This is a genomic window from Ancylobacter mangrovi (assembly GCF_024752335.1).
Classification (GTDB): Bacteria; Pseudomonadota; Alphaproteobacteria; order Rhizobiales; family Xanthobacteraceae; genus Ancylobacter; species Ancylobacter mangrovi.
On sequence record NZ_JANTHY010000010.1, the window covers coordinates 219,229 to 236,087 of the forward strand.

Annotated in this window: 13 protein-coding genes; 8 read left to right on the forward strand and 5 right to left on the reverse strand. The window is 70.8% G+C overall.

The annotated features are described in order from the left end of the window. Window positions 1-16: 16 nt before the first annotated feature. The 3 genes from rlmN to NVS83_RS21130 all read right to left on the reverse strand — a co-directional run bounded on the left by rlmN (window position 17) and on the right by NVS83_RS21130 (window position 3,543). A complete protein-coding gene (rlmN, locus tag NVS83_RS21120; protein WP_258741129.1) occupies window positions 17-1,258 on the reverse strand; it encodes a dual-specificity RNA methyltransferase RlmN in 1,242 nt (413 codons plus the stop codon). A 65-nt stretch (window positions 1,259-1,323) separates the two neighbouring features. Continuing rightward, window positions 1,324-2,067: a GyrI-like domain-containing protein gene (locus tag NVS83_RS21125; RefSeq protein ID WP_258741130.1), complete on the reverse strand. Its 744-nt coding sequence runs from the start codon at window positions 2,065-2,067 to the stop codon at window positions 1,324-1,326. A 153-nt stretch (window positions 2,068-2,220) separates the two neighbouring features. Further along, window positions 2,221-3,543: a UDP-glucose dehydrogenase family protein gene (locus NVS83_RS21130; RefSeq protein WP_258741131.1), complete on the reverse strand. Its 1,323-nt coding sequence runs from the start codon at window positions 3,541-3,543 to the stop codon at window positions 2,221-2,223. Between the two features lie 394 nt (window positions 3,544-3,937). Between NVS83_RS21130 and NVS83_RS21135 the strand changes: the two genes are divergently transcribed. From NVS83_RS21135 to NVS83_RS21170, 8 genes are all read left to right on the forward strand, one after another. Next, window positions 3,938-5,074 (forward strand): ABC transporter substrate-binding protein, encoded by a 1,137-nt coding sequence (locus NVS83_RS21135; RefSeq protein WP_258741132.1) that lies wholly within the window; start codon window positions 3,938-3,940, stop codon window positions 5,072-5,074. Window positions 5,075-5,132: 58 nt separating this feature from the next. After that, window positions 5,133-6,278, forward strand: coding sequence for a YncE family protein (locus NVS83_RS21140; protein ID WP_258741133.1), 1,146 nt, complete (start codon window positions 5,133-5,135; stop codon window positions 6,276-6,278). A gap of 74 nt (window positions 6,279-6,352) precedes the next feature. Continuing rightward, a complete protein-coding gene (locus NVS83_RS21145; RefSeq protein ID WP_258741134.1) occupies window positions 6,353-7,564 on the forward strand; it encodes an isochorismate synthase in 1,212 nt (403 codons plus the stop codon). Further along, complete coding sequence (locus tag NVS83_RS21150; protein ID WP_258741136.1) at window positions 7,561-9,192, forward strand: (2,3-dihydroxybenzoyl)adenylate synthase; 1,632 nt, start codon at window positions 7,561-7,563, stop codon at window positions 9,190-9,192. The genes NVS83_RS21145 and NVS83_RS21150 overlap by 4 nt, the downstream gene beginning before the upstream one ends. A 2-nt stretch (window positions 9,193-9,194) precedes the next feature. Beyond that, a complete protein-coding gene (locus NVS83_RS21155; RefSeq protein WP_258741137.1) occupies window positions 9,195-9,842 on the forward strand; it encodes an isochorismatase family protein in 648 nt (215 codons plus the stop codon). Continuing rightward, entirely contained in the window at window positions 9,842-10,135 is a 294-nt protein-coding gene (locus tag NVS83_RS21160; protein ID WP_258733927.1) for a phosphopantetheine-binding protein, read from the forward strand. Before NVS83_RS21155 ends, NVS83_RS21160 begins: the two co-directional genes overlap by 1 nt. 5 nt (window positions 10,136-10,140) lie before the next feature. Beyond that, entirely contained in the window at window positions 10,141-14,055 is a 3,915-nt protein-coding gene (locus NVS83_RS21165; protein WP_258741138.1) for a non-ribosomal peptide synthetase, read from the forward strand. A gap of 3 nt (window positions 14,056-14,058) precedes the next feature. After that, entirely contained in the window at window positions 14,059-14,835 is a 777-nt protein-coding gene (locus tag NVS83_RS21170; protein WP_258741139.1) for a 2,3-dihydro-2,3-dihydroxybenzoate dehydrogenase, read from the forward strand. Here the strand turns inward: NVS83_RS21170 and NVS83_RS21175 are convergent. Together NVS83_RS21175 and NVS83_RS21180 are read right to left on the reverse strand one after the other, a co-directional pair. Next, window positions 14,802-15,629, reverse strand: coding sequence for an ABC transporter ATP-binding protein (locus tag NVS83_RS21175; protein WP_258741140.1), 828 nt, complete (start codon window positions 15,627-15,629; stop codon window positions 14,802-14,804). The genes NVS83_RS21170 and NVS83_RS21175 overlap by 34 nt on opposite strands. Further along, entirely contained in the window at window positions 15,629-16,696 is a 1,068-nt protein-coding gene (locus NVS83_RS21180) for a FecCD family ABC transporter permease (RefSeq protein WP_258741141.1), read from the reverse strand. The genes NVS83_RS21175 and NVS83_RS21180 overlap by 1 nt, the downstream gene beginning before the upstream one ends. Between the last annotated feature and the right edge of the window lie 163 nt (window positions 16,697-16,859).

The window sequence follows — 16,859 nt, forward strand, 5'->3', positions numbered from 1 at the left end:
CGGCTCATCGCGTCCGCTATTCGGCCGCCGCCATGGCGCGCAGCGCCAGCCGCTCGCGGGCGGAGAGCTTTTCGGTCTCGCTCTTGAGCTGCCCGCAGGCGGCGAGGATGTCGCGCCCGCGCGGCGTGCGCACCGGGCTCGAATAGCCGGCGCGGAACACGATGTCCGAGAACGCCTCGATCGTCTCCCAGTCCGAGCACTCGTATTTCGTGCCCGGCCAAGGGTTGAACGGAATCAGGTTGATCTTGGCGGGAATGCCGGCGAGCAGGCGCACCAGCGCCTTGGCGTCGGCCGGGCTGTCGTTCACGCCCTTCAGCATCACGTATTCGAAAGTGATGCGCTTGGCGTTCGACGCCGCCGGATAGGTGCGGCAGGCCTCGAGCAGCGCCTTGAGCGGGTACTTCTTGTTGATCGGCACCAGTTCGTCGCGCAGCTCGTCGCGCACCGCGTGCAGCGAGATGGCGAGCATCGGGCCGACCTCGCGGCCGAGCTTCTCGATCTCCGGCACCACGCCCGAGGTGGAGACGGTGATGCGGCGCTTGCCGATGCCGAGGCCTTCGCCGTCGGCCAGGATCTCGATCGCCTTCGCCACCGAATCATAGGCGTAGAGGGGCTCGCCCATGCCCATGAACACGATGTTGGTGACCAACCGGTCGCCCTCGGTCGGCAGGCCGGGGCCGGTGGCGCGCTCGCGGCCCGGATAGTCCCCCAGCCGGTCCCGCGCGACCATCACCTGGGCGACGATCTCGGCCGCCGTGAGGTTGCGCACCAGGCGCTGCGTGCCGGTGTGGCAGAACGAGCAGTTGAGCGTGCAGCCGACCTGCGAGGAGACGCACAGCGTGCCGCGGTCGCTCTCGGGGATGTAGACCATCTCCACGTCGTGCGGCCTGTCGCCCGCGATGTCCGGCGGCAGGCGCAGCAGCCATTTACGGGTGCCGTCGTTCGACACCTGCTCGACCACGACCTCCGGCCGGTCGAGGGTGAAGGCGGCGCCGAGCTTCTCGCGCAGGCCCTTGCCGACATTGGTCATCTCGTCGAACGAGGTGACGCCGCGCAGATAGATCCAGTGCCAGAGCTGGGCGACGCGCATGCGCCGCTCGCGCTCGGCCACGCCGATCTCGCCCAGCGCCTCGGCAAGGCCGGCTCGGTCGAGCCCGGCGAGCGAGCGACGGGTGTCCTTCGCCGGCACATCGAGCTTGGGGGCAATGGCCGCGCCCGCCCCGGCGGCCTCGGCCGCTGTGGTATCGATCAGGTTCATCGCTTTGTCGAAGATGCGTGTTTGCGCGCCTCATAGCACAGGCCGGCGCGCGAGGCGAATGCGCGTTATTTCAGCGGCACCCAGATGTCGATGACGAGGTCGTCCTGCGAGGTGGTGCGCGGGTCGGAGCGGTATTCCTCGATATAGAGGTCCTGCGCCTCGAGATCCTTGGCGTCGAGCAGGTTGGCGATCTGCTCGTAGGTCGGGTCCATCGCGTCGTAGGGCCCGCGATGGGTGAAGCGCAGCGCCTTGCCGGCGGGCGAGGCGGAGAAGTCGAAGCCTTCCTTCGGCTTCTCGGTGGTGGCGCCGGTGAAGGGGACCTCGGCCTCGAAGCGGAAGCCGTTATCGTCGGTGCTGGTGTAGAGGATGAAGGCGGCGCCGCTCGGCTTCAGCTTCAGCCGGTCCATCTCGGCATAGATCTGCTTCAGCGTCGCGACGATGGTGTCGAAACCTTCGTCCCAGTCGCTGTAGCCCTGCTTCGCCAGCACCGGCACCGGCTGCATCATGGCGAGGTCGCCGAAGCTGTCCGGCCGCTTCAGGGGATCGCCGCCGAGCGGCACCGCCTGAGTCTCCACCGCCTTGGGGTCGACGACCGGCGGGGCGACCATGCTGCCGCCGGTCGGCGCGTCTGCGCCCTTGTCGGCCGTGCCCGTATCGGCCGCGCCTTCATCGGGCTGCACCATGGAGTCGGCATCGCCCGGCTGTGTGTCCGGCGCCTGCGCGTGAAGCGGCAGCGCGGGGGCCAGCAGGACCGGCAGCAGCGCGAGCCGGGCCAGCAACAGGCGGACGGGCGGAGGTATCATCGACATCGGGTCACCGCGGGCAGCGCAAAGGCTGGCGTCTGTTCTAGCACCGACGGCGGCGGCCCGCGACGGGCGTTCGGTCCCACCCCGGGCCGCTCGCGCGATCGTGGCCCGCCCGCCACGCGCCGGCCAAGGGAGGGACGGGGCGGGTCGAGTCCGTCAGGGCGTCGCGGGCGTCCCCCGGCCGACGCCGACATATTTGAAGCCGCGCCCGACCAGGTCCTGCGGCGGGTAGATGTTGCGCAGGTCGACGACGGTGGGGCTCTTCAGCAGCGTCTTCAGGCGGTCGAGATCGAGGGCGCGGAACGCGTCCCACTCGGTGATGATGACGAGGCAGTCCGCACCTTCGGCGCATTCATAGGCGCCCTCGGCATAGACCACCCCGCCGGGCAGCACCTTGCGGGCCTCGTGCATCCCGACGGGATCGTAGGCGCGCACCTTGACGCCGCGGTCCAGCAGCGACTGCACGATGTTGATTGCCGGGCTGTCGCGCATGTCGTCGGTGTTGGGCTTGAAGGTGAGGCCGAGCACCGCCACCGTGGCCTCGCGCGGCGGCACGTCGAGCGCGGCCAGCACCTTGCGCGCCATGGCGGACTTGCGGGTCTCGTTCACCGTGGTGACGGTCTCGATCAGGCGGATCGGCGTGCCCGCCTCCTGCGCCGTGCGCGTCAGCGCCAGCGTGTCCTTGGGAAAGCAGGAGCCGCCATAGCCCGGGCCGGCATGCAGGAACTTGGGGCCGATGCGCCCGTCGAGGCCGATGCCGCGCGCGACCTCCTGCACGTTGCCGCCGACCTTCTCGCACAGGTCGGCCATCTCGTTGATGAAGGTGATCTTCATGGCGAGGAAGGCGTTGCTGGCATATTTGATCAACTCCGCCGTGTTGCGCTCGGTGAACAGGATCGGCGCGGCGTTGAGCGAGAGCGGGCGGTAGAGCGCGGCCATCACCTCGCGGGCGCGCGGGTCGGTGGTGCCGATCACCACCCGGTCCGGGCGCTTGAAGTCCTCGATGGCGGCGCCTTCGCGCAGGAACTCCGGGTTCGAGACGACGGCGATGTCGGCGCCGGGCGCGGCCTCGTGGATGATGTGCTCGAGATCGCTGCCGGTGCCCACCGGCACGGTCGACTTGGTGACGACGACGGTGAAGCCCTCGGCCGCCCGCGCGATCTCGCGCGCCGCCGCCTGGACATAGGACAGGTCGGCATGCCCGTCGCCCCGGCGCGAGGGCGTTCCGACGGCGATGAACACGACGTCCGCCTCGCGCACGGCCTGCGTCAGGTCGGTATCGAAATGGAGGCGGGAGGCTTCCACGTTGCGCCGCACCAGATCGTCGAGGCCGGGCTCGAAGATGGGTATCTCGCCGCGTTTCAGGCGCTCGATCTTGTCGGCATCCTTGTCGATACACGTCACTTCATGACCGAAATCGGAGAAGCAGGTCCCCGAAACGAGGCCGACATAGCCGGTACCAATCATCGCAACGCGCATGCGAAACCCAACCCCATTATAGATTTGCCGCAATCGGCGGGTGAGACAGAGATACCTTTGCTTATCAAATCCGCGCAGGTGCAGCGAGGCTGCTCTCGCCCTCCGCATCCTTTTTCCCGCACTGCGACAATCCTGTGAATGCCGGGGCCGCTGCGTGATGCCGCGAGCAGGGAACGAAGGGCCGCGCGGGGGAGGTCGACGGCGAGGCGACGTGGGCCCGCAAGGAATATTACGTAAAGTAAAGTATAGGGGCCTCCGGCGAGGCTATTTCCCTACATTAGACTAATTAAAAACAGTGAGTTACCAAATGTTTAGTTGACATACGGGGGTTGTGGGACGATTACCCCACGCGACGGCCTAGTCGAACCTGTCCTTCGGTCATTCGTTCCAGCTCATGCGCATCAACTTCCCGCTCAACCCGCGTGCTGTCCTGACCGCCGGCGCGCTCATGCGGGCGGCTGTCGTCGCCGCGGTGCTGGCGAGCATCGGCCCGGCCTTCGCCGACGTCACGCTGAAGGACGTCACCGGCCGCGAGGTGCATCTCGACGCGCCCGCCCACCGGCTGCTGATCGACGACGGGCGCTATCTCATCGCGCTGGCGCTGATTAATCCGGACCCTGTGAGCGTGCTGGCGGCGTGGCCGCACGACATCAACCGCATCGGCAAGGCCACCTATGCGGCCTATGAGAAGAAATTCCCCGCCATCGACAAGCTGGCGCGGGTGGCGAGCTCGGCGGGCAGCCTGTCGGTCGAGCAGGTGATCGCCGCGCGGCCGGACCTTGCCGTGTTCTCGCTCGGCTCCCAGCCCACCGAGGAGCAGCGCTCGCGCATCGAGGCCGCCGGCATCCCGGTGGTGGTGATTGACTTCTTCACCCATCCGCTCGCCAATCTGGAGCCCAGCCTTCGCCTGCTCGCCGCCGCCACCGGGCGCGAGGCGCAGGCCGAAGCGTTCCTCGCCTTCCGCCGGGCTCGGCTCGACGCGGTGAAGGCGAAGCTCGCCGACCTCAAGCCCGACGAGCGCCCGCGCGTCTTCCTCGAGCCGCACGCGGCGATGACCTCGGACTGCTGCAATTCGCCGGGCAAGGGCAATGTCGGCGATATCATCGAGGCCGACGGCGGCACCAATATCGGCGCGGCGGTGATCCCGCGCGCCTTCGGCAAGCTCAACCTCGAATACGTCATCTCCCAGGACCCGCAGGTCTACATCGCCACCGGCGGCAGCCACATGGAAGGCACGGCGGGGCTCCTGATCGGGCCGGAATACACGGCAGACAAGGCGCGCGAGACGCTGGCGCGGGTCGTCTCGCGCCCGGGCTTTTCCGGGCTGGCGGCGGTGCGAGACCACCGGGTCCACGGCCTGTCGCACCAGATGCTGAACTCGCCGCTCGATATTTTCACCGTCGAGATCCTGGCGAAGTGGATCCATCCGGAACGCTTCAAGGACCTCGACGTGGACGAAACCGTGCGGGAAGTGAACGAGCGCTTCCTTGCCGTGCCGGTCGAGGGCCCGAACTGGGTCGACCTCGATTGATGCTCGCCGGTCGCCGGGGCCTGCGAGCATTCCCGATCCCCTTCAACGGAGAAACGCCATGCTGATCGACGCGATTTCCGCCCGGTACCGCCCGCGCCTGCTCGGGTCCGCCGCCCTTGCGACGCTGGCCGTCGTCGCCCTCACGGGCATCGCCTCGGCCGAGCCGCAGTTCGTCACCTCGGTCCAGCCGGCCGCCGGCCTCTACGAGGCGGTGTTCAGCGCGCCGATGAACCGCGTCTACGTCGCCGCCGCCGGCACCCGCGGGGCCACCGACACCAGCGTCATCGCACTCGACCCCAAGACGCTGGAGACCAAGGAGACGATCGCGTTCGGCGACGACCCGGTCTACGGTCTCGGCATCAACAACGCGACCAAGACGCTCTACGGCACCCAGACGCGCGACGGCAGCGTGGCGGCGGTCGATCTCGCCACCGGCAAGATCGTCGCCAAGATCAGCTCCGGCGAGAAGGCCCATGTGCGTGAGGTCGCCGTCGACGAAGCGGCGAACCGCGTCTACGCCACCATTACCGGCATGCGCGGCAAGCCGAGCGCGGTGTGGGTCATCGACGGCGCGACCAACAAGATCGTCGACACGATCGGCGACCTGCCCGGCGCCGTCACCGGCATCTCGCTCGATGCCAAGGGCAAGCGGCTGTTCCTCTCGGCGCTCGAGGGCAACGAGGTCATCGTCGTCGACCTCGCCACCAACAAGCAGGTGAAGGCTTTCCCCTCGGGCGGCAAGGGCTCGATCAACCTCGCCTATGACGCCAGCGGCGACCAGGTGTTCGTCGCCAATATGGGCTCGGACGACGTGACCGTGCTCGACGCCAAGGACGGCTCGCTGATCAAGACCATCGCGACCGGCAACGGCCCGCTCAGCCTCGCCATCGACCCCGAGCGCAGCGTGCTCTACGTCGCCAACCGGCAGGGCGGCTACGTCACGCTGGTCGACACCAAGACGCTGGAGCCGATTGCCAACGTCGTCACCGGATCGATGCCGCAGACCGTGGCGATCGATACCGCGACCGGCAATGCCTATGTCACCAACAAGCTGAAGGCGCCGATGCGCCCCCGTCCGCCCGCGCCCCCGGCCGGCGCCGAGAAGGGTGCGGCGGCGGACGGGCCGCCGGCGGGTGGTCCGCGCGGGCCGCGCGTGCCCATGGTCGACCCCTTCGGCGACACCGTGTCGCTGATCAAGCCCTGATCGGCCAGCGCCAGGAGCGGACCTTCCCGATGACTCCCCGCCCGATGACAGCCCGATCTCAAGGAGCGACGCGTATGCGCGATGCCGGAGAGCAGGCGGCGTTCGCCCCTGCCTTGCCCTTCGCGCTGGTGTCGGACCGCGAGACCGTCGTCGGGAAGGGAAGCCTCGGCGTCGTGGCGCCCGGTACCGCGCCGCTGGAGGCACGCGTGCGCGCGCTTCTGGCCGCGCGGCCGGAGGGGCCGCGTCTCGTGCTCGGCGCGCTGCCCTTCGATGCCGGCGCGCCCGCGCATCTGTTCCAGCCGGCCGAGGTCGCGCGCAGCGGCAGCCGCGCCTGCTTCGCCGCCGCCTTTCCCCCGCCGGCGCTCGTGCGCCCCGCATCCGCCCACCCGGCATCGGGCGCGGCGCGCCGCTGGACGGCGCATGCCGAGCCTTCGCTCGCCGCCTACCGCGCCGCCGTGGCCGAGGCGCTGCGCCGGCTCGAGCGCGGCGACGAGGGGCTGCGCAAGGTGGTGCTCTCGCGCAGCCTGCGCCTCGCCTGCGACCGGCCGATCGAGACCTCGCACGTGCTGCGCGCGCTCGCCGAGGACCCGCTGGTGACGGCCTATTGCGTGCCGCTGCCGGAGCGCGAGCGCGGCCATGCGCGCGCGCTGGTCGGCGCCACGCCCGAGCTTCTCGTGTCGCGGCAGGGCACGCAGGTGCTCTCGCGCCCGCTCGCCGGCTCCGCCCGCCGCTCGCCGGATGCGGGCGAGGACCGCGCGGCCGCAGAGGCTCTCTCCGCCTCTGACAAGGACCGGCGCGAGCACCGCGAGGTCGTCACCGCGATCCTTGACCAGCTCGCGCCCTATTGCGCCGAGCTCGGCACGCCGGAGGGCACCGGTTTGACCTCGACGGCGACCATGTGGCATCTCGGCACCCGCATTGTTGGGCGGCTGCGCGACCCGTCGGTCTCCTCGGTGGAACTCGCCACGCGGCTGCACCCCACCCCGGCGGTGTGCGGCACCCCGCGCGAAGCGGCGGCAAAGCTCATCGCCGAGCTCGAAGGCTACGACCGCGGCTTCTATGCCGGCGCGGTTGGCTGGTGCGATGAGGCGGGCGACGGCGCCTGGCACGTCGCCATTCGCTGCGCCGAGATCGAGGGCGGGCAGGCGAGGCTCTATGCCGGTGCCGGCATCGTGCCCGGTTCCGACCCGGTGGCGGAAGGCGAGGAGACCTCGGCCAAGTTCGCCGCGCTGCTGCGCGCGCTCGGCGTCGGCGAGGAGGACGTGCCGGCGGAGGATATGGAGTGAAGCCTCTTTCCCAGGTCTGGCCGGCGGAATTCGCCGAACGCTACGGCGCCCGGGGCTATTGGCGCGGCGAGACCTTCCCGGCCATGCTGCGCGAGCGCGCGGTGCGCTTTGCCGACCACCTCGCCGTCATCGGCGGGGACCAGCGCTGGACCTATGCCGAGCTGGAGCGGCGCGCGGAGCGCATCGCCGCCGGGCTGATCGCGCTCGGCCTCGCGCCCGGCGACCGGGTGGTGGTTCAGCTTCCCAACATTCCCGAATTCCTGTCGGTGGTGTTCGCGCTGTTCCGCGCGCGGATGATCCCCGTCTATGCGCTGCCGGCCCATCGCAGCGTCGAGATCGTGCATTTCGCCCGCACCGCCGAGGCGCGCGGCTACATCATCGCCGAGCGCCATGACGGCTTCGACTATCGCCCCCTCGCGCAGGAGGTGTGCCGCGAGGTGCCAGAGATCGCGCATGTGGTCGTGGTCGGCGAGGCGGGTCCTTTCACCGCGCTCGACGCGCTGCCCGAAGGGGCGGCGGAAGAGTTGCCGGCGGACCCGGACCCGTCAGAGGTCGCCTTCCTGCAGATTTCGGGCGGCTCGACCGGGCTCTCCAAGCTGATCCCGCGCACCCATGACGACTACATCTATTCCTTCCGCGCCAGCGCCGAGATCTGCGGGCTGACGCCCGACAGCGTCTATCTCGCCGCGCTGCCGGTCGCGCATAATTTCCCCATGAGCTCGCCCGGCGTGTTCGGCGCGCTCCATGCCGGCTCGAAGGTGGTGATGAGCCCCTCGCCGAGCCCCGAGGTCGCCTTCGAGCTGATCGCGCGCGAGAAGGTGACGATCACCGGCCTCGTGCCGCCGCTCGCCCTGCTGTGGCTGCAGGCGGCGGGCAAGACCCAGCACGACCTTTCCTCGCTCGAGGTGCTTCAGGTCGGCGGCGCCAAGTTCATGCCGGAAGCCGCGCGGCGCGTGCGCCCGACGCTCGGCTGCACGCTGCAGCAGGTGTTCGGCATGGCCGAGGGGCTGGTGAACTACACCCGCCTCGACGACCCGGAGGAGATCATCGTCTCCACCCAGGGCCGGCCGATCAGCCCGGACGACGAGGTGCTGATCCTCGACGACGCCGGCGATCCGGTGCCCGAGGGCGAGCCGGGCAACCTGCTCACGCGCGGGCCCTACACGATCCGCGGCTACCACAACAATGACGGTGCCAATGCGCGCTCCTTCACCGCCGACGGCTTCTATCGCACCGGCGACGTGGTGCTGCGCACGCCCGAGGGCTATCTCGTGGTGCAGGGCCGGGCGACCGACCACATCAACCGCGCCGGCGAGAAGATCTCCGCCGAGGAGATCGAGGACCATTTGCTCTCGCATCCGGGCGTGTTCGACGCGGCCGTGGTGTCGCTGCCGGACGAGTATCTGGGCGAGCGCTCCTGCGCCTTCGTGATCCCGGACGGGGAGAAGCCGAAGGCGGCGGCGCTGAAGGCGTGGGTGCGCGCGCGCGGCCTCGCCGACTTCAAGGTGCCGGACCAGATCGTGTTCGTCGACGCCTTCGAGACCACGGCGGTTGGCAAGGTCTCGCGCAAGGAGCTGCGCGCCAGCCTGCGCCGCCGCTTCCTCGAGAGCGCCGGGGCGGAGGGCTGAGCATGACCGCGCCCAAAGCCGGCCTGCCGACCATCGCGCCCTACGATCTGCCGCGCGCGCAGGAGCTGCCGAAGCCCCGCGCGCCGTTCCGGCTGGAGCGCGCGCGGGCGGCGCTGCTGATCCACGACATGCAGAACTACTTCCTGCGCGTCTTCACGCCCGACGCCTCGCCCATCGCCCCGGCGATCGCCAACATCGCGGCGCTGGCCGCGGCGGCGCGGCGTGCGGGCGTGCCGGTGTTCTACACCGCGCAGGAGGGCGACCAGGATAGGCGCGACCGCGGGCTTCAGGCCGAGCTCTGGGGGCCGGGCATGAGTTGGGCGCCCGAGCACCAGCCGATCGTCGACGCGCTGCGCCCCGAAAAGGGCGACCATGTGCTGGTGAAGCACCGCTACAGCGCCTTCCAGCGCTCGAACCTCGAGGAGCTGATGCGCGCGCGCTCGCGCGACCAGCTCGTCATCTGCGGCGTCTACGCCCATATCGGCTGCACGCTGACGGCTGCCGATGCGTTCATGCGTGATATAGAGCCCTTCATGGCCGCCGACGCGCTGGCCGACTTCTCGCGCGCCAAGCACGAGCTCGCCCTGTCCTACGTGGCGGATGTGTGCGGCGTGCCGCTGACCACGGCGCAGATCCTGGAGGTGCTGTGATGGCCATCGAGCCCGCCGACATCCGCCGCATCGTCACCCCGGTGGCGCCGGTGACGCGCGAGAAGATGCGCGCCGACATTGCGAAGATGCTGCACGAGGACCCCGAGGAGATCGGCGGCGACGACAGCCTGATCGATCTCGGTCTCGATTCCATGCGGGCGATGAACCTCGTGCTGATGTGGAGCGAGGGTGGGCTGGAGCTGGAATTCTCCGAATTCGCCGAGAACCCGACGCTGGACGGCTGGTGGAAGCTGGTGAGCGCCAGGCAGGACGCGCGGGCGGGTGCCGCCTGACCTCCATGGCGCAGGACGTCGCGGCAGCCCTCGAAGCGGCGGGCACGGAATCCTACCCGCTCACCGAGGCGCAGTCCGGTCTGTGGTACGCGCAGCGGCTGGACCCGGTCAACCCGCTCTTCAACACTGGCCAGTATATCGAGCTTCTCGGCCCGCTCGACCGGCCCGCCTTCGAGGCCGCGCTGGCGCAGGCGACCGGCGAGGCCGACGCGCTCTCGCTGCGCATGGTCGAGGCGCGCGACGGGCCGCGCCAGTTGCTCGACCCGGCGAACCGGCCGGTGCTTGAGATCGTCGACGTCTCCGCCATGCCCGATCCCGAGGCGGCCGCGCTCGACGCCATCGCCCGCGACATGGCGACTGCCATCGACCCGACGCGCGACCCGCTCGCCGGCGAGACGCTGTTCGTGCTGGGGCCGGAGCGCCACATCTGGCAGCAGCGCGTGCATCACCTCGCCATCGACGGCTACGGGATGATCCTGCTCACCCAGCGCGTCGCCGAGCTCTACAACGCCCGCCGGCGCGGAACGACACCCGGCGGCCCGCCGCCCTCCTTCGACGTGGTGCTGCGCGAGGACGCGGACTATCGCGCCTCGGCCAAGCGCCAGGCCGACGGCGACTACTGGCGCGCCCTGTTCGAGGACCGGCCGGAGGTGGCGAGCCTCGCCCCCGGCAACCCGGTCAGCGCCTTCTCCTTCCATCGCAGCGCGGCCGAGATCGGGCCGGCCGCCTTCGCGGCGCTGGGCGAGGCCGGCGCGCGCACCGCCATCCCCTGGCCGGACGTCGTCACCGCGCTCACCGCGGCCTATCTCCAGCGCCACATGGCGACGCCCGAGGTGGTGATCGGCGTGCCCTTCATGGCGCGGCTCGGCAGCGGCGCGGCGCGCGTGGCGGCGATGCTGATGAACGTGCTGCCGCTGCGCGTGGCGGCACCGGACGGGGCGCCGCTGGACGATTTCCTCGGCGCGGTGGCGAAGAGCCTGGTTCGGGCGCGCCGTCACGGACGCTACCGCAGCGAGCAGCTTCGCCGCGACCTGAAGCTCATCGGCGGCCAGCGCCGCCTGCATGGCCCGCTGGTCAACCTGCTGCCCTTCGACGAGACGCCGCGCTTCGAGGGGCTGGAGAGCCGGCTCGAAGTGCTTTCGACCGGGCCGGTGGAGGACATCACCTTCACCTTCCGCCTGCACGGCACGGACGGGCTGCGGCTGGAGGTCGACGCCAATCCCGAGCTCTATCCCGAGATCGAGGTAGAGGCCCATGCGGCGCGGCTGAAGGCGTTCATCGAGCGAGCGGTGGTCGCCGCCTCGCCCGACGACGTGCCGCTCGCCACGCCCGACGAGGCGTACCGGCACATCGTCACGCTCAACGCCACCGCCCATCCGGTGCCGGACGCGACGTTGAGCGCGCTGATCGCGCGCGCGCTCGCCGCGACGCCGGAAGCGCCGGCGCTTCGCTTCGCCGGCCGGACACTGAGCTATGGCGAGCTCGACGTGCGCAGCGCCGCACTGGCACATGATCTCGCCCGGCGCGGCATCGGGCGCGGCGACATCGTCGCGGTGGCGCTGCCGCGTTCCGTCGAGCTGATCGTGGCGCTGATCGGCGTGCTGCGCGCGGGCGCGGCCTATCTGCCGCTCGACCTTGCCCATCCCGACGAGCGCCTCGGACGCATCCTTGCCTCCGCCGCGCCGCGGCTCGCGCTGGCCCGCGCCCCCGACGCGCCGCGCTTCGCCGGAAGGGTCGAGGTGCTCGCGCCGGAGGCCTGGCCGGAAGAGCCCACAGGGGCCGCGCCGGAAGAGCCGCGGCCGGACGACGCGGCTTACGTCATCTACACCTCGGGCTCGACCGGCGAGCCCAAGGGCGTGGTGATCGAGCACCGCGCCATTGTCAACCGGCTGGAATGGATGCGCGTCCATTACGGCTTCGGGCCGCAGGACCGCATCCTGCAGAAGACCCCCGCGACCTTCGACGTGTCGGTGTGGGAGTTCTTCTTGCCCTTCCTCGCCGGCGCCTGCCTCGTCGTCGCCCCGCCCGAGGCGCATCGCGACCCGGTGGCGCTGGCGCGGCTCATCCGCGAGGAGCGGGTGACGACCGCCCATTTCGTGCCCTCCATGTTGGCGGCCTTCCTTGCCGAGCCGTCCGCGCGCGGGCTCGCGCTGGCGCGGGTGTTCTGCTCGGGCGAGGAGCTGCCGGCGGACCTTCGCGAGCGCTTCCACCGCACGCTGAAGGCGGAGCTGCACAATCTCTACGGGCCGACCGAGGCGGCGGTCGACGTCAGCTACTGGCCGGCGGGTCCGGAGGACCTCTCGCGCCCGGTGCCGATCGGCTTTCCGGTGTGGAACACGCGGCTCTACGTGCTCGACGAGCGCGGCCGCGCGCAGCCGCCGAACGTTCCCGGCCATCTGTTCCTCGCCGGCGTGCAGCTCGCGCGCGGCTATCTCGGCCGGCCGGACCTGACCGGCGAGCGCTTCGTGCCCGATCCCTTCGTGCCGGGCGAGCGCATGTACGCGACCGGCGACCTCGCCCTGTGGCGGCCGGACGGCGCGGTGGTGTTCCTCGGCCGCTCCGACCACCAGATCAAGATCCGCGGCCTGCGCATCGAGCTCGGCGAGGTCGAGGCGGCGGTGATGTCGTCCGGGATGGTGCGCCAGGCAGGCATTGTCGCGCGCGAGGATGGCGGCACGAAGCGCATCGTCGCCTATGTCGTGCCCGATCCGGGCCTGGAGGTGGAGACGCTGCGCGCGCATCTCGGCGCCCATCTGCCCGACTACATGGTGCCGGCCGCCTTCGTCGCGCTCGATGCGCTGCCCGTGACCTCGAACGGCAAGCTCGACCGTGCCGCGCTGCCCGCGCCGGACTTCGCCGGCTCCGGCGCGCGCCCGCCGCAGAGCGAAACCGAGAAGCGCCTTGCCGTACTGTTCGCCGAGCAGCTGAAACTCGACGGGCCGATCTCGGCGGAGGACGATTTCTTCGCGCTGGGCGGGGATTCGCTGCAGGCGGTCGGCCTGCTGCTGCATGTGCGCGAGGCATTCGGGCGCGATCCCGGCCTCGGCGCGCTGTTCGCCCAGCCGACGCTGGCCGGCTTCGCCCGGCTGATCGATGCCGAAGCGGGTGAGGAGGATGCCGGGCTCGGCCCGCTCATCACCCTGGTCGAGGGCGACCCCGACCTGCCGCCGCTATTCGCGATCCATCCCGCCGGCGGCATTTCCTGGTGCTACGGGCGCCTCGGGCGGGCGCTCTCGCCGCGCCGCACGGTCTATGGTGTGCAGGCGCCCGCGCTGTCGCCCGGGGTCGCGACGCCCGAGAGCCTGGAAGCGCTCGCCGCCGACTATGTCGCGCGCATCCGCGACGTCCGCCCGGAGGGGCCGTACCATCTCGTCGGCTGGTCGGTCGGCGGCATCATCGCGCAGGCGATGGCGGTGCGGCTGCGCGAGCAGGGCGCGCGGGTCGGCGTGGTGGCGATGCTCGATTCCTACCCGGCCGACGTCTGGCGCGGCGAGCCCGACCCCGGCGAGGACGGCGCGCTGAAAGCGCTGATCGCCATTGCCGGGCACGACCCGGACCGGCTGCCCGCGCTCGCCCTGACGCGCGAATCCGTGCTGGTGTTCCTGCGTGCCACTGACAGCCCGCTCGGCCGCCTGCCCGATGCCGCGCTCGACGGGGTGGTGCGCGTGGTCTCGGGCAACAACCGGCTGGTGCGCGGGCATTTCCACCGCCGCTATGACGGCACCATCCTGCATTTCCGGGCCGCGCTCGACCATCAGGGGCGCGACCTCGCCCCCGCCCAGTGGGCGCCCTATGCCGGGCGGGTCGAGGTGGTCGACATTGCTTCGCTGCACGCCCATCTCACCGGCCCGGAGGCGGTGGCGGCCATCGCCCCGGCGCTGGCGCGGGCGATGGCGGCGGCCGAACAGAAAGAGGACTGAGCGATGCGCGACAGCGGTCTCAACGGCAAGGTGGCCTTCGTCACCGGCGCGGCGGGCGGCATCGGCGCGGCCGTGGTGCGCCAACTGGTGGAGGAGGGTGCGCGCGTCGTCGCCACCGATTCGGACGAGGCCGGCGCGCGGGCGCTCGCGGCCGAGATCGGCGAGGCGGTGACGCCCGCTCTGCTCGACGTGCGCTCGAGCGAGGCGGTGACCACGCTGGTCGATCATATCGAGCACCATATCGGCCCGATCGACCTGCTGGCCAACGTCGCCGGCACGCTGTCCTACGAGCTGGTGGTCGACATGACCGACGAGGAATGGGAGCGCGTCTTCGACGTCAACGCGGCCGGCGTGTTCCGCGTCTCGCGCGCCGTTGCCAAGGTGATGCTGGCGCGCCGGCGCGGCGCCATCGTGACGGTGAGTTCGAACGCCGCCGGCATTCCGCGCCACGCCATGGCCGCCTATGCCGCCTCCAAGGCCGCCGCGACCATGTTCACCCGCTGCCTGGGGCTGGAGCTGGCGCCGCACGGCATACGCTGCAACATCGTCGCTCCCGGCTCGACGCTGACGCCGATGCAGACCGGCATGTGGGCGGACGAGCACGGCGCGGCGCGGGTGATCGAGGGCTCGCTCGAGACCTTCAAGTCCGGCATCCCGCTCGGCAAGCTCGCCCGGCCGGAGGACGTTGCCGACGCGGTGGTCTACCTGCTCTCCGAGCGCGCCGGCCACGTCACCATGGCCGACCTCTACGTCGACGGCGGCGCCACGTTGCGGGCCTGAGCGCCGGCCTCGTCCAGCGCCCGGTCGACCATGATCTGCAGGAAGCCGTGCGAGCAGCGCTCGACCCGCGCGGCGACCTTGTAGACGTCGGCCAGCATGGCGGGCGTGATGGCGGCGTCCGGCGGGCCGTCGGCGGCGACCGCGCCCTGCTTCATGACCACGACGCGCGTCGCGTAGCGGGCGGCCTGGGCGATGTCATGCAGCACGATCACGACGATGATGCCGCGCTCCTCCGCCAGCTCGCGCACGAACTGCATGACGCGGAGCTGGTGGTGGATGTCGAGCGCGCTGGTCGGCTCGTCGAGCAGCAGCACGGTCGGCTCGCGCACGATCGACTGGGCGAGGCTCGCGAGCTGGCGCTGGCCGCCGGAAAGCTCGTCGAGCCCGCGCATGGCGAGGTCCGAGATGCCGAGCCGCTCCAGCGCACGAAGCGCGCGCGACTGCGCCTCGGCGACGCCCGACGCGCCATCCGGCGACGACATCAAGGCGCTGAGCGTCGCCTCCAGCACGGTAAGTGCGACGCGCTGCGGCAACGCCTGCGGCATGTAGGCGACGCGCGCGGAATGGCCGGCCACGGAAAGCCGGGTGAGCTCCACCTCGTCGAGCCGGATCGAGCCGCGCGCGGGCACGAGCCCGGCGAGCGAGCGCAGCAGCGTGGTCTTTCCCGCCGCATTGGGGCCGATCAGCGCCGTGACGCCGCCGCCCTCGATCGCCGGCAGGGAGAGATCGGCGATGACGCGGCGGCGGCCATAGCCGGCCGACAGGCCTTCGATCCGCAGAGCAGGCGGCGCCATCACAGCCTCTCCCGCCGGGAGAAGACGAGCACGACGAAGAACGGCACGCCGATCAGTGCGGTGACGATGCCGACCGGCAGCAGCGCGCCGGGCACCAGCGTCTTCGAGGCGACCGAGGCGAGCGACATGATCGCCGCGCCGGTGAGCATGCTGGCGGGCAGGAAGAAGCGGTGGTCCTCGCCGACCAGCAGGCGGGCGATGTGCGGCGCCACCAGCCCGATGAAGCCGATCGTGCCGACGAAGGCGACCGAGGTCGCCGCCAGCAGGCTGACGCGCAGCAGGGCGAGGAAGCGCAGGCGCCGGACCGAGATGCCGAAGGAGCGCGCGCGGTCCTCGCCGAGCCTGAGTGCCGTCATGCGCCAGGACGCGGCGAGCGAGAACGGCGTGGTGGCGAGCAGCACCAGCGCCAGCACGCCGAGCTTGTCCCAGGTGGCGCGCGCGAGGCTGCCCATCGACCAGAACACGAGCTGCTGCAGCGCCTCCTGCGTGGCGACGAACTGCACCAGCGCCACCAGCGCGTTGAAGGTGAAGACCAGCGCGATGCCGAACAGCACCAGCGTCTCGACCCCGGTGCCGCGCAGGCTCGCCAGCATCTGCAGCAGCAGCACCGAGCCGAAGGCGAGGATGAAGGCGAACACGGGCAGGTTCCAGCCCGCCGGCAGGAGCGGCAGCGAAAGGCCCATTACCAGCGCCAGCGCCGCGCCGAAGGAGGCGGCGGAGGAGACGCCGAGCGTGAACGGGCTGGCGAGCGGGTTGTTGAGGATGGTCTGCATCTCGGCGCCGGCGAGGGCGAGCGCGGCGCCGACCAGCGTCGCCATCAGCGCGTAGGGCAGCCGCACGTCCCAGATGATGACGCGCGAGGGCGCATCGAGCGCGCCGGGATGCAGGATGCCGGTGAGGACGTCGGACAGCGGCAGGTTGGAGGGGCCGGTCGCGATGTCGAACAGCATCGCCACGGCCATGAGCAGGCCGAGCGCGCCGATGAGCGCGATCCGCCGGCGCACGAGACGCGCATAGGCCGATAGCTCGGCGTCATGGGCGGGCGAGGAAGGAGAAAGCTCGGACATCCCATCTCCGGCGGCTCCCCGCGCCCGAAAGGCCGGGAAGACGAGGCCGGATAGGGTTCTGCATGAGCCCACCGGACCGGTCAAGCTTCTGGCGCGCCAGCGAATTTGCTTGGAATTGTTTCATTCTGGGAAAGCCCGATTTGCGCGCCGGCCCGCATGGTCT

Bases quoted from the DNA above. Each gene is read 5' to 3' on its own strand.
- NVS83_RS21125 (WP_258741130.1), bottom strand. From the start codon at position 2,067: ATGTCGATGATACCTCCGCCCGTCCGCCTGTTGCTGGCCCGGCTCGCG.
- NVS83_RS21180 (WP_258741141.1), bottom strand. From the start codon at position 16,696: ATGTCCGAGCTTTCTCCTTCCTCGCCCGCCCATGACGCCGAGCTATCG.
- NVS83_RS21140 (WP_258741133.1), top strand. From the start codon at position 5,133: ATGCTGATCGACGCGATTTCCGCCCGGTACCGCCCGCGCCTGCTCGGG.
- rlmN (WP_258741129.1), bottom strand. From the start codon at position 1,258: ATGAACCTGATCGATACCACAGCGGCCGAGGCCGCCGGGGCGGGCGCG.
- NVS83_RS21165 (WP_258741138.1), top strand. From the start codon at position 10,141: ATGGCGCAGGACGTCGCGGCAGCCCTCGAAGCGGCGGGCACGGAATCC.
- NVS83_RS21175 (WP_258741140.1), bottom strand. From the start codon at position 15,629: ATGGCGCCGCCTGCTCTGCGGATCGAAGGCCTGTCGGCCGGCTATGGC.
- NVS83_RS21135 (WP_258741132.1), top strand. From the start codon at position 3,938: ATGCGCATCAACTTCCCGCTCAACCCGCGTGCTGTCCTGACCGCCGGC.
- NVS83_RS21170 (WP_258741139.1), top strand. From the start codon at position 14,059: ATGCGCGACAGCGGTCTCAACGGCAAGGTGGCCTTCGTCACCGGCGCG.
- NVS83_RS21130 (WP_258741131.1), bottom strand. From the start codon at position 3,543: ATGCGCGTTGCGATGATTGGTACCGGCTATGTCGGCCTCGTTTCGGGG.
- NVS83_RS21160 (WP_258733927.1), top strand. From the start codon at position 9,842: ATGGCCATCGAGCCCGCCGACATCCGCCGCATCGTCACCCCGGTGGCG.
- NVS83_RS21155 (WP_258741137.1), top strand. From the start codon at position 9,195: ATGACCGCGCCCAAAGCCGGCCTGCCGACCATCGCGCCCTACGATCTG.
- NVS83_RS21145 (WP_258741134.1), top strand. From the start codon at position 6,353: ATGCGCGATGCCGGAGAGCAGGCGGCGTTCGCCCCTGCCTTGCCCTTC.